11 protein-coding genes are annotated in these 13,196 nt (G+C 43.2%); all 11 read right to left on the bottom strand.

Going from position 1 to position 13,196, the window contains the following annotated elements:
• Positions 1-768: 768 nt before the first annotated feature.
• Positions 769-1,026: a hypothetical protein gene (locus ABQ275_RS09475; protein WP_349318050.1), complete on the bottom strand. Its 258-nt coding sequence runs from the start codon at positions 1,024-1,026 to the stop codon at positions 769-771.
• 2 nt (positions 1,027-1,028) lie between these two features.
• Positions 1,029-1,364, bottom strand: a complete 336-nt coding sequence (locus tag ABQ275_RS09470; protein ID WP_349318049.1) for a hypothetical protein — start codon at positions 1,362-1,364, stop codon at positions 1,029-1,031.
• A gap of 18 nt (positions 1,365-1,382) precedes the next feature.
• The gene (locus ABQ275_RS09465) at positions 1,383-4,382 is read right to left on the bottom strand and encodes a hypothetical protein (RefSeq protein ID WP_349318048.1); all 3,000 of its coding nucleotides are present in this window, start codon (positions 4,380-4,382) and stop codon (positions 1,383-1,385) included.
• Between the two features lie 3 nt (positions 4,383-4,385).
• A complete protein-coding gene (locus ABQ275_RS09460) occupies positions 4,386-5,753 on the bottom strand; it encodes a hypothetical protein (RefSeq protein WP_349318047.1) in 1,368 nt (455 codons plus the stop codon).
• Complete coding sequence (locus ABQ275_RS09455) at positions 5,753-6,523, bottom strand: hypothetical protein (RefSeq protein WP_349318046.1); 771 nt, start codon at positions 6,521-6,523, stop codon at positions 5,753-5,755. Before ABQ275_RS09455 ends, ABQ275_RS09460 begins: the two co-directional genes overlap by 1 nt.
• A gap of 1 nt (position 6,524) precedes the next feature.
• Positions 6,525-8,477: a hypothetical protein gene (locus ABQ275_RS09450; protein ID WP_349318045.1), complete on the bottom strand. Its 1,953-nt coding sequence runs from the start codon at positions 8,475-8,477 to the stop codon at positions 6,525-6,527.
• Positions 8,477-11,110: a hypothetical protein gene (locus ABQ275_RS09445; protein ID WP_349318044.1), complete on the bottom strand. Its 2,634-nt coding sequence runs from the start codon at positions 11,108-11,110 to the stop codon at positions 8,477-8,479. The genes ABQ275_RS09450 and ABQ275_RS09445 overlap by 1 nt, the downstream gene beginning before the upstream one ends.
• A gap of 270 nt (positions 11,111-11,380) precedes the next feature.
• Positions 11,381-11,758, bottom strand: a complete 378-nt coding sequence (locus ABQ275_RS09440; RefSeq protein WP_349318043.1) for a hypothetical protein — start codon at positions 11,756-11,758, stop codon at positions 11,381-11,383.
• A 3-nt stretch (positions 11,759-11,761) separates the two neighbouring features.
• Positions 11,762-12,220, bottom strand: a complete 459-nt coding sequence (locus ABQ275_RS09435; protein ID WP_349318042.1) for a hypothetical protein — start codon at positions 12,218-12,220, stop codon at positions 11,762-11,764.
• Between the two features lie 2 nt (positions 12,221-12,222).
• Positions 12,223-12,660, bottom strand: a complete 438-nt coding sequence (locus tag ABQ275_RS09430; RefSeq protein WP_349318041.1) for a DUF3168 domain-containing protein — start codon at positions 12,658-12,660, stop codon at positions 12,223-12,225.
• Positions 12,660-13,154, bottom strand: coding sequence for an HK97-gp10 family putative phage morphogenesis protein (locus tag ABQ275_RS09425; RefSeq protein WP_349318040.1), 495 nt, complete (start codon positions 13,152-13,154; stop codon positions 12,660-12,662). Before ABQ275_RS09425 ends, ABQ275_RS09430 begins: the two co-directional genes overlap by 1 nt.
• Positions 13,155-13,196: the final 42 nt, after the last annotated feature.

The raw sequence follows: 13,196 nt of genomic DNA, 5'->3' as shown, positions 1-13,196 counted from the left end.
GTAAATGGCACCTTCAAATCATAGCCGTATCCTTCATCGCTCGATGGTAAATCCTTTTCATTATCATTCCCCCAGGGTCTTAATTTTAGATAGGTTGGGTCACTGTGAACTATAAGGCCATCGTCGATTTTGTGCGACAAGACGATTCTATTTCCCGATTTTACATCCATCCGGATTCCCGGGTACAAAGACCAGTCGATATAGGTACCGTCCGAGAACCGCCACCGAAAGGCCCAGCCACGATTATCTTGCCGCTGGACGATGAGGTCTATTTTCTCGGTTATTACGTTTGTATACACGCTCATGTCAATATTTTTTTTGCCATCGATATAATCGGATTCCTGAACGTCCAAGCAAGCAACACAAGGCACCCCGCAGAAAGCCATAAAATAGCCTTCCTCTGCACCTCGTTCTTACTCGTTAATACATCTACCTGTAATTGCAGATAAGTCGTTTTAGCCGTGTCCTCTTTCGAAATACGAAGAGTGTCTGTAGTGTGTACAGTGATCATTTTACTGTCCGGACACTTCGCGGACAGGTACACGTATTTCGTAATTACCTGTTTTGCGGAATCGCATTCAACCCTCACGGTATCCTGTAAGATCATTGTATTCCCGGCGATATACGCGGTATCATACCGGCTCTCACCGGCGACATATACTGTCTCGGACTTTACCGGGAAACGATCAGCGCATTTCTGTGCGAGTTTCTTTTCGGACGCGCAACTGCAAGCGAAAAGCGTTATGGCGATTATGTAATTACTTATTCTCATTTCACGTAAGTATTAATTCGTGCCTCCAGTAATGCTGTTCTCACTTTCAAATCAGCCAGGTCGGCTTCTATCTTAGATTTCCAGATCTTATTATCTGCTGCCTGCACTTCCTGGTTGCGTTCTATCCGAGTGGTAGATTCACTTACGTTATCTATCTTACCCGCCTGTCTGCCTACATACCCAACAACTGCTATCGTCTGCACTATCACTACAGCTACCTGGATTATATTTAGTCGTACTTCCTTTATATCCATTTTTATTTGTTGTCGAGTTTCTTAATCATCCCGGACAGTCGATCTACAGAAAGCCCTATTACAAAAGAAAAATACATTGTAAGCTGCTGTCCTAATACCTCCTGCGAGAATCGAATACAGACGAAGATTAAAAGACAGCTTGTTAACATCCGCTTCCAGTTGTCCCGAATCAGATACCTGTAAGAAAATTGTTTAGGGCTTTCTGTACTATGCACGTCGCGCTTATTAGCTCGCAGAAGCAAGTTTAATGTTGCTCCAACAAATGCATAGAATACCGCTACAACAAAGGGGATTACGGCAATGCCTCCGAGTAGTTCGTTTAATATTTCTTGTTTCATTTTTTCATTTTTTGTTTTTTAATCCTGAACAGCAACAACAACCCACTTGCCGCTTATTACTTTTATTTTTTCCCTACCTAAAATATTAGGACGAGTAAAGGGAGGCATCGTGTCCTGATTCCTATTGTAAATCGGATAATTTGCTGTCCATGCGCTTGCCGTAGATGCTGTAGCAAAAAACTCCAGTTCTCGACCCTCCGATGTTGCGGGATTGGGTAATGTAAGCGTGTGTGTTGAGCCCGTGCTGGTGCCCTTTAGGTCGATGCTGTAATCGTCTACAGTTATTGTTACATTCCCGGTAACCGCACGTGTAGCGGTAGTTACAGCACCAGACCAAGTTGCAAGCCCACTTGCATCTGATGTTAATTTCTTACCTACACCGGGAGCACCGCCTGCGATTTTGATTTGATTATTTACTTCGAGGTTACCAGTAGTCGCATTCCATTTCCCGCGTACAGTAGTGCCATTGGTCATGAAATCGATGTTCGTTACGTTATCCATCGACCGAACAAATATGCCACTACCTCCTATGCCAAACTCGCCGAGCGGAACGACTCCTGTACCAAGAATGTAGGCATCTGTAGACCAAACGTTCCCCTGTACTTGTAATGGAGATGAACGTAGGGTACTTGGAGAAACATTACCTACGGACAATATGCCACTTGACGATATCGTTACTTTTTCACTCGAACCTATACCGAAACCTATTTTACTACTTGCGGCGGCATTAATTGCAAGCTCTCCGGAGGCGCTTATTGTGTTTGAGGTCCCATTTTGGAGGCTCAATAATCCAGCTGCTATTTTAAAATCTGTTGAGGAAACAAGAGCGGCTGGCGCACCACTGGTTGTGCCAAACGGCACAATGCCAATGCTACCAATTAACGAGGTAATTTGTATGTCGTTAATTGTTGTATTTGCTTTTCCTATCCCACCAATTTCAGTCGTGGCGTTGCTTTCGTAGAATCGAAAAAAGGAGTTATTAGAAACGCCTGCACCTGTACCGATTATACCCGATCCATTTGCAGCGCGAAAGCCATACGGCATACTAATAATACCAGTACTTCTATTTGCTTCCATTACGGTAGTCGTAGTCCCGGCATCATTATATCTTAGTAGTGTCCAATTACTACCTGCGTTCGCCGATTCTGCACCATTTAATAGTATGCCCCACCTAAAAGCGGTACCATTTAGCATGCCGAACTGCAAACTCCCTATACCGGCATTGCCATAAAAGTTATTAGCCCGCATATTTCCGCTTATCCAGCTATTAGCTGTTTGCGCAGATGCGTTTTGATTTTGTATATAGTTTGCAGAACCTGTAGACGGTGCCGCATCCGTAATGCCATAACCTGCTAAGGTTGTAGGATTCGTACCTACAGTTACCCTTCCCTGCGCATCAGTCGTCACTTTTGTATACGTGCCGGTAGTACCTGTATTTTTTAATGTAAGAGGGATAGAAGTAGTTCCGGAACCGGTTGCATCTCCTGTTGCTGTTATAGTTTGATTACCGGTAAGGAAGTTTGAAGTCCACGGCGCCCAGTTGGTGCCATCGTAACGCAATAATTGCGAAGTTGCGGGAGCGGTAGAGGACACGCCAATACCTTGTAATTTATTTGCGTTCCAAAGTGCGGTAGTATTAAGCGCAGAGAATGTATTGCCCGCAAGCGCAAGACCGGTACCTGCTGCGTAACTATTTGCGCCAGCATATTGAATAAATGTAAGAGTTGTTGTGCCGACAGTTATCACTCCCGAAGTAGCAAGGGACCAACCGGTTTTATTATTGTTCGTTCCTTCCTGTACGAAGATTTGCGAACCTTGTTCGATCTCTCCGGGGATTGCCTGGTCAAAGTCTGTTGACCTGCTCCACGCACCAGCGGCTACAATATATATTCCATTCTGGCTTCCGGTTGTTTGATTCTTAACAAGTACGCGATCACCAGCAATAGCTGAAACACCATCGATCGTTTGCGGTGCAGAAAGTGTGATATTTGCAATAGTAGCTACACGAACAGCAGCCCGTTGTTTGTAACCGGAAAGGTATCTGTCATCCAAATATGAATAATCCAACCCCACAGATCTATCGGCAGAAAAATCACCGCCGCCGGTCATACCTGTACCAACGGTCAACGCCCGCGTTAAAGGTGTATATGCAGATGTTATGCTGCTTTTCGCCACCATTTTCAGGTGGCCGGCTATATCAGTAGCGAGAACACTATCTTCAGCAATATTATTCTTTTGTTGTGCGAACAATGCAGATCCTGTCACCGAAAGATCACCACCCACAGTCCAATTATCATTAACTTTCCCATCACCGGAAATCTGTATAGAAGAGTTGCCGTCCCATGTCACTGGACTGCCGCTGGGATTTGAAACCAATAGGCCGCCCGCGGCCAATAATAGCGGCTTGAATGCAGTGGCACCAGTTTCATAAGAATAGATCACATTAGCACCAGCTGTACGCATGCGTAACCTGCCAGCGCCGGCTCCCGAACCTGCATCTAAAATTAATTCCCGGTTGGTTATATTCCCTCGCTCTGTTACTCTTTGTAGATCGTTTGCTTGTATGCTGTCTTCTGTATTATCTATGCGGTTAGAAAGAGATGCTGTATCGCTATACTTCATTCTTAGCGCAAGACTATCCGGTAACCCTACTATATTCACTTGCGGGATGCCGGTCATTTTAACTGCCAACTCTCCTCCATTAGTGAGCCTAAAAAATAAAGTGTCGTTTGATCGGCGGGCGGAGTCAAGGGCGAGTGCTATACCAGATGATCCACCTCCAATAGTTTTAACCCAATAGAGGCCATTGTACACATAGATAGATGTATCACCAATATTATATGCAATGGCTCCAGGTGTATTCAGATTGGATCGCAATAAAGTATCTGTAGGTAAATAAAAAGTACTGTCTACCTTTATGCGTTTAAATTGAGTACCATAAACATTATTCGGTTGGTATATCTGCGCACTGGCAGAAATTCCAAAAATTGTAAGTATGAATATTAATAAGTTCTTCATTGATTAAGTGTTGATTAATGGCAATCCGCCCACATTGATCATACGTGTTTCAAAGCTCGAACCGAATGGCTTAATTATAGTATTAGGCCACCAGTCGTATCCTGGTCCAGACATATACCCAACCCTGTATTCGCTATTAGGATTTGTATTATCCACGCTCCCGGGCGTACCTGTCCCATCTACATCGGCCGCTCTGGCTCCTGCCCTGTTGAATTTATTGTCGGTTAAGTGATTGTGAGATTGGGTAGCAAACCCCTGGAAGCTACCAGGTAAATTACCTTGCCCTGCATCAAAACGATCTTCATCAATAGTACCAGAAGGGTCAAGATATCTTAAGCCTCGTCCGGAAAGATTAGGGAAATTGAATGTTGTCGAGCCATTGCCTAACCCCCAAAGCCCCTTGTTGAGTAACCATGTAGCATTTGAAACCACAGCAGCAGGTTGAGCAACCTGAAGCTTCTGAATAAAATCCCATACTCTTGGCCATTCAGAACGCAACTGCGGAACATCGGTAGTGGCGACGAATTGATTTGGCCCGGCTAGATAACCAAAATCAATTGTCCCGATACGGTTCCATTCTGTCTTAAACATCTGGACTCTCCATCCGCCTTCCATAGGGATAAGACAGAGCTGATCGTTTTTACCCATATAGAGCGTCGATATATCTTGACCGTCATAGGAAATGATGTCGGATCCGGTTCGCACTATAGACGCCTGCCTATGCGAGCCGCTGTTTGAAATAATAAACAAAGCCACATTTTCCGGATAAGCGGCGGCGGACGGCAGGGTTACGGTCAGAATACTAGTGGCTCCGCTCAAAACAATAAGTTTCCGAAACATGCCAGCTGTTATGGTGCTGGATGATGTGATTATCTGTTCGCCATTTGTAAATCTGGATATTGCATCGGGTGTTGGAATATATGGCGAGAACTGCGGTTGAAATGTTAGTATTACTGTTTCGCCATCGCCGAACATATCGCCCGGAGCCAGTAATCGCACCCCTCCTTGAACATCATCGTCGGTATTTATTACATCATTGTCCCACTCTACCCCTTTTATAGAAAGCTCAATTCCCCTTCTGTTAAGTTGATAGATTTTACCATCCAAATAAGGATCGTATATAACTGTCCCGTCATCAGAAAGCGTAGCTCCAGATGGAAGCGACGTGCCTATTCTGTAAACTCTATCCGGAAGTATTGACCCACTTCCAAGAACGCTTGATATGAGCTGCGCTAAATTATTTACCGTAATTCTCTTCCCCAGCAGATCTTCGTCTTTCCCAATATTCAGATAGTCATTTATATCGGGCGCAACAACGTCTGCGAGCTCCTGAATCGCAATTAGGTTTACTATGTCTACGTTTGGTTTCATTATCCAATTGGTGTTAGAACGTTATCTAAATCCTGATCAACACTCAATATGTTATTGGCTCCCTGGTCAGTGCTTATTGCGAACAACGCTCCTTGCTGAGCGAAAACCGTATCCGGATATGGCATTGGTGAATTATATTCAATTTGCATATTGAACAAACACCCCCCATCTACCGAGCTATTTAAAGTATAGTAACCTCCATGCGCAGCAGAGTAATCATTAAACACTTGTATCACTTCATCTGCATTCGAAGCAGGACCAATAAGTGTCATATCGTACCAGAAGACTGCTACAGGATATGGATTGGGACATCCTGTTAGTTGCATCTTACTGAAGTCAGATAGATATACTTGCTTGTTAATTGGCAGATAATTGGTTTTGAATTTACCACAGCCAAGAAGGCTCACATCAGACTTCATTACATCTCTCATTTGGCTATTAAGATCAATCTGCGTAATGAGTGCTTCTCCGGAATAAATAATTCCTCCGTTCTTAAATGCGCTTGCGTACCATTTTATTTTAAACCCCATCTCTGCAGCTGTAGAAAATTCGGTGTAATTATATATTTGGTCGTAAACTATGAGCAATGGAATTGATATGGTATAACCTCGATAGTCACTTATATAATCCCTGTCTCTTCCTTGTGGTCCACTTATCTCCCTGGTATCGAATGTTCTCGATATTTGACAGTCAGTTGCGTAACAAACGGGGATTTGCTCTCCGTTTAATTCAATCGAAATAATAAAATCAGACCCCCTTATCGCTCCCATGCTAGTCGTTTGTGTCCTCTATGTCGAACTCCTGATAAGTAGTATCCGCACCATCTTCCGGCAATGCTGCCTGTAAATCCGTTTGATGAATACAATTTCTTACACTATACCTATCATTCATCTGCACCATATTGATTTCTGGTAGCCCGGTGAATGAAAACAAGTGCCAAAACTCTATTGTATTGCTCTTTATATTTCCTTGCCAGCCTTTAACAGATTTAGCATATTGGTCAATATTTGAATCGGCCATATGCTGCTCCATATCCAAAACCTTCCCAGGATTCAAGGCCGAACTCCAATTTTGTGTTGGTGTGCCCGAATCATCTATTGCAATGGTATTAGACAAGGTCGGAATCCCTGTGTCCATGAAAAAAAAGGCCCTTGTGTCCAGGACTTGAGAAAATCTTGCGTTGTTTCTATCAATGATGGTCCTGCCGGCAGATGATACTTTGACAATACCGACTTTGATTGGATAAATCTCCACAGACTGACCATCTTCTACAGGGTCAATTGTATTTAACTGAGTTGGGCTAAATATTACTATTTGGAGTTTATGAGCCCCTGGCAACACTGTCCTTCCATTGACAATTGGAGGAAGAGGTAAAGATGTCAGGCTAAATGACGCATTTTTCTTTTTGCCTGAACGAGAGGTTCCAATAGTTGGAAGCCCATCGGCAACACCGGTCACATCAATCCAGTTCCCAGAACCATCAATTGCGAATCGTTGAGAATCATCTTCCCTGTAAGTATTAATTATAAGTGTCAAATTTCCTGTATTATTAAATACACACTTGAAACTGACCTGCAGAATATCTCCAACGGTGATTTCTTTTGGCACATCCCCGGCACCGAGTTGGCCCTGGCTTATAGATCTCCAAAATGGAGGCTCATTTATAAAGGGCAATACCGCTCTATAAGGATTCTCAATTGTTCCAGACCCCTTACGCGTTAAAGTGGTAAACCCAGGGCCTTTTATCCAAAAATCAAAGTTTGTTCCGTCGAAAGCAGTCCATTGAAAGTTCTCAACGAGGTTAATTGCACGATAATCCATGCTGTAATTCACTTCCTTTATAGCTGGATACATTATTACCTTCGCGTCAAAATCAACTGGCACACCATCGTAGGACGCTTCACTCTGCCCTATATGCCTTTGTATAGTAGGTAGTGAAAGTTCAGTCAGTGCCCCATTGATATAATTTTCAGCGACAACAACATCCTGTATAAGGTCCGGCATTCTTACCAACCAAACCTGATTTTGGGCAATAAATAACCGCAAGTAGAATTGCTGGCATATTTTTTCGACCATCGTGTATACATCATCAGGCCCTTTTGCGAAGTCAATAAACATGTCCGAGTGAACATAGAGGTCATTCAGAAAAGAAGCGTCACCCGAAATATTGTCCGGCCTCAATGTGTTAATTACATTCATGGCGATATCACTATCGAGGACCTGTAATAGCCCACGTTCCATAACAATCTCGTATAGGGACATCCATCGGTAATCGAATATTCCGCTATCAGTATAGGCATTCCATACTACCGATTTCGTGAATGATAACCCATCTACAGCCGTGAGGGTTACCGAATAAGGAGGAAATTTATAATCGTATTCACAAGCATCCGGCTTGATGTAAAAGTTATCGTGTAATGAGTCGTTTTTATAAATTTCTACCTTAAACCTACGCTCATCAGCATCGAAAAATAATTCGGGCAATGGCTCATCGGCAGCGCCGGTAAACTCATATGAGAGAACGGCCTGACGCCCGATAATCATCGTAGATTTATCATCCGACGTATCAACCCTTTCGAGTATTAATGGCTCTGAAGATGGAATAAGGGTAATGGGTACCGATCCGGCATTGGCCTGGTCGTCCAGAATATCAACCCTCCAATTTGCCGGGTGGACATTGTGGTTGTCTGTAAAAGAATACGAATATGTCCGGAAATATGCCATTAATTCACCCTTCTTTGTGCACGGCGAGCGCGCTCGGTGGCTAATAGCAGATCTGGGCCGCGTAAGGTGGCCGTTAATCTTCCAATTCGATCACGATTTCTTCCAAGTTTGTCTAAAACTTCAGATGGGATAACATACTCTTCACGACCGGGGTTATCTCCAATCATAGCTAATCCTGGGGCGCCAACCATGCCCCCGCCAGTTGCGAAGGAAGGGACCTTATTTTTCAATATAGAGCCGATTGCGACAGCGCCTATTCCGGCGGCAAGGGCTACATATGGATTTGCAAATAGTGTTTTTTCTGCAATAATTTTTAATGTAGCTGCTTCAATCAATGATTTACCAAAGTCAATTATAAACTGACCCATAACTCCGACTAATTTATAAAGAGACTTGCCTAATGAATCCCCGCCAGATATTACCCCTGCTATTACTTCGCCGATACCTTCAGCTCCTGCAGCGGCCAGCCCACGAAGCTGATTGCCAAGATCAATTGTGGCCGCCCCTAATCCACCAGTGATATTACCCCATTTTATTACGCTATTATCAATTTTAGATTGCGTGTCAGATTTTAATTTTGCAATACGGTCATTAAATTTCTTTTGAAATTTATCTATATTCTCAAGTCCAGGCGTTTCATCAACTTCTGGCGGCACAATTTTGCTCTTATCAAGGAATAATTGAGAAGACTGATCTTTTGTCCCAAGAAAAGTTTTTAGATCTTCAATGGATAAATTGGGAATTTTAATGGTTTTAAACGCCTTACCCAATGCCAGTAGATTCTTCGTTTGGATAGGAACTGTTCCAATAATAGCCGTACCCAATAAATTTATTTGACTTGATATTTTTTGCAACTCAGGCGAAGTGGGTTTGAGCCCCAACTTCACAAGGCTATCAAATGCTTTCTGCAGAGATGCAATTTTATCCTTAGAAATTGAATCAAAAGACGCTCCGGTGAGCTGGGCTTGGTAGTCAACAGCGGAGAGTTCAGCAGAAAGTTTTTTAAGGACATCTATAACCGTAATAACACTTTTTGCCGCCTTTGGCTTGTCAGGTGTGTCGGTACCTGATACAGAAGTTACCAATTGATCCATAAGGTCTTTCATCTTGCTTTGCAGATCTCCAATCCTACCGAATTTTCCCTCTACAGAACGCGCGATACCATCGGTTGCCGTCCCAATATCACTTGCAAATTTCCTTGCGCCAACATTCAACAATGAATCGGCCGATTTGAAATTTAAAGCAACGTTCTTTGCTCCTTTGGCAACAGTACCTGCAAAGGACTTGAAAGGATCTTGGGGGTTCTTCGCAACCAATGAAGCAAATCCCTTGTTTATTATCGGGGCGCTCTTTGCAAGTTCTTCAGCAAGAGATGATATTTGATCCTGCAAACCTTTTATTACAGCTGTCCTTACTATAGAATCAGTGTATCGATCTGTTGCCTTTTTAAGATCTTCGTAACTACTCTTTTCTATCGATAGATCACGGAAATAGTCCGAGTTCAGCTTTTTCAATTGATTCAAAGCCGCATTCCTAGCTTCATAGCTCTTATTAGTATCAAGTACAATTTTCCCCAAAGCCTCTGTTGTTGCAACTTGGCCCTGGACGCTACTTGTGGCCTCTTTCATTATTTCGGAGGCGCTTTTTTGGCTTTGAGCCAATTTATCCGTCTCTGTTTTTGCTTTTCTGGAGCTTAGGGCAAAGAAGGTTAAGGCAGAAGTTATAACGCTTACGGCCAATCCAATTCCGCCAAAACCAACAAATGACCCACCAAGCAATTTTAAAGCACCAGCAACAGAGCCACTACTTCTTACTAATCTTGAAAATGAATCGATCAGTGGTGGTACATTGTTTTGTATCGCTATAAAACCAAAAGGGGCGTCCTGTGCAACACGTCCCAGATCGATTAATGCTGATTGAGTGCCCCGAGCCGTAGTGTTAAACCTTGGCAGAGTGTCGCTAGCTGACTGCGTTGCGCGCGATAAAGTATTAAACTGAAATCCAGTCGCTTTTGACTGAGCAATAAATGATGATAGAGCGGCCTTTGTGGTTAGAATGTCTTTGGTATATAGGGACATTGATTGACCAAGGCTTCTGAAAGAAGCTTGGCCGGTTTGTTGAAGTCTTTTCACTTCAGTTTCAAGTAGGGAAATATCTTTATTAAACTCCTTCAACGCACCCTGGCTGTCGGCCCTATTGGCCTCAGTACGCAGTGTCGTAATGGAATCCTTAAGCCGGTCTATTGATTGATATTGTTTTCCAAGTAGTTCAACAGAATTTGCGGCACTCCTGAATGCAGTGTCTTCAGCAGACAAGGCTGTTCCTGTTTGTTTTATGGCCTGGGTTGTCTGGCCAATAATTGCACTCAGATTACCTCCACTACGGGCAAATGCATCAGACGCGAGTGCAGCATCTTTCATCCCTTGCTCACTAACAATTGCGCCTTTCGATAAGGTTAAAAGAGATTGTGTAAGTCCAGAAGTCTTGCTTGATGCCTGGTCAGCCTTTTTCCCCTCTTGATCAACGGTATTGGAAAACTCAGTTATCGAAGCTCTTGCAGCGGCAAGCCCTTGCTTGAGCGCATCTACTGTCGCCCCAAGTTTTATGCTAAGCCCTTCCTCCGTTGTTGCCATTTGCTCGCCTATACCTTGAAAAAATTGCTGCCACTTCTTCAGCTGGCAACTTCACGATCTCAATTGGTTCATCTGTTATTAAGGGCATAAATTTGCGTGGATCACGAACCTTTGAGCCATTAGCCCGGGCGACTACATGCGCAATCGCCCTTACTCCTTCCATATATCTTGCATGTCTCAACCAATACCCTTGAGCTCTGCGAGAATAATCCTTCCAGGTCATACGGTAGAACTCTTGCGGCATAAGCCCCAGCTCCCCAAATGCAAAGTCTAGGACGTCTTCCCACGTCTTTTTTTTTCTGGCTTATCGGATGGCTCAGTTTTGATAATATCACGGATTTTTGAAAAGTCTAGCCACGTATTGAATACCAATACCATGTCCGACTCTTCACTGTCGGCGCACCATCTGAGCACATCTTTTTTGGTATAATCCTTCTGAATATCCTCTGCGTTATAATATCCTTCAAGCCCGGCAAAAACCAAATCAGCAATAGCTTTCATATAGTTATCGCTCATAATAGCCATCATCTTTTCACCAGCCTCTAATGGATCAAGTCCATAGATAGCTCCTAACGTGGCTTTTGCATAGTTATTAAACCATAGCGCGCGCCGTGCGCCACCAATATTAATCTCAATCTTACCGTTCATTTTTTAAGTTGTAGCTGGTTCGATATCCTGAGAATAGTCACCTTTCACACTAATTGTGAAGTCAAATGTCGCTACCTCGTTATTACTGTAGGTTGTTGATAGGCTGGTAAGGAAGCCGTTGCCGCTGTAAGTAACGTCGCCTGGTACTGGAACGCCAGATGCGGGTCCCATTGCCCAGGCAAAAACAGTTTTACCACGGAAAAATTCATCCATCTTAGCTTCGGACAACTTGCCATTAAAGACAGCTTCATCAGTGTCTCCCAAAAGGATCTGCGCGGTCCCGGAAATTTCGAATGTTGGAGTGTCACCGGGAAGATTATCTGGCCCGCATTTACTACCAGCGTCGATTGCATCTCTGCTTCTGTCAAAGGTGTGTTCAACCTGACAAACGAGTAGGATATCTGTTACCCCTTCTGTAATACGGATTACGACGTCACCACCGTTCACCTTTCTTTCTGCCATTGTTAAATGTTAACTTGTTCGTGTACATTGTGTGCGAACCGCAGAAGCCTACGAAGTATTTTCCATACCCCATTTTGGCCCTCAATCGTATTGTCAGAAATCAGCTTTGTGCTGATTAATTGAAGGTTATTTGTTAGTGTTAGTCTTTGCCCCGAAGGATTAATCCTGTTTAATATTTGTCCACAGATAGAATCCAACATTTCACTTTCTACAGCACCATTAAATCCCGTTACTACATCTACAAGCATGGTACATTCATGGCCAAAACACTCTTTAACACTATTGTCTGTATCTGTTTGCGTTGACAAGATAATGTAGGGGTAAACGGCATTATTCGGAGCCATTTTATCATACACCTCTATAGCTGTTAATCCCACTATTACAAACCCTTGCAAGGCTTGGAAATAGGCCTTTCTTACGCTATAATTTGTATCCTGCATTATACTGTTGTTATGCCTGTTATGTTATTATTTCCACCGGGCCGAATAATTGTAATCCCTTTGAGAGAATCTTTAATCAGACTCTTTTTTATTTTTTCAATCAATTTCTTCCTCTCTTCTTCGTAGGCCGGAAACAAGAATGGACGTGCTGGTAAATTAACTTCCCGTATACCTTGCCCCTTGAATTGAATTGCATAATCCTCAAGCCCCACCGGAACATCTACTAATCCTCCGGTTCCAAATTCCACATATGGACCATAGTGCTTTTGCGCAACTACGCCGTGGTCTAGTGGTTTAATGTGTGTAGCACTTATGGCATTTGACAATCCACCTGTATCTTTCGGGACCGCTCTTTTAGCGTCCCTGGAAATAATATTTGCCGAAGCGGTCAGGTATCCATCAACATTATCAATAACGGCCTTTTCAAGATGATTTAATTCAGATAGAACCTCTTTAAGTCCAGACATCTCGAACGATATAAATCCTTTTGCCATTACACTTGTTCAATCAAAGTCATAACAATGAATCGTTTTCTA

This window comes from Chitinophaga sp. MM2321, from assembly GCF_964033635.1.
Taxonomy (GTDB): domain Bacteria; phylum Bacteroidota; class Bacteroidia; order Chitinophagales; family Chitinophagaceae; genus Chitinophaga.
This window is presented reverse-complemented; position numbering and strand designations above follow the sequence as displayed.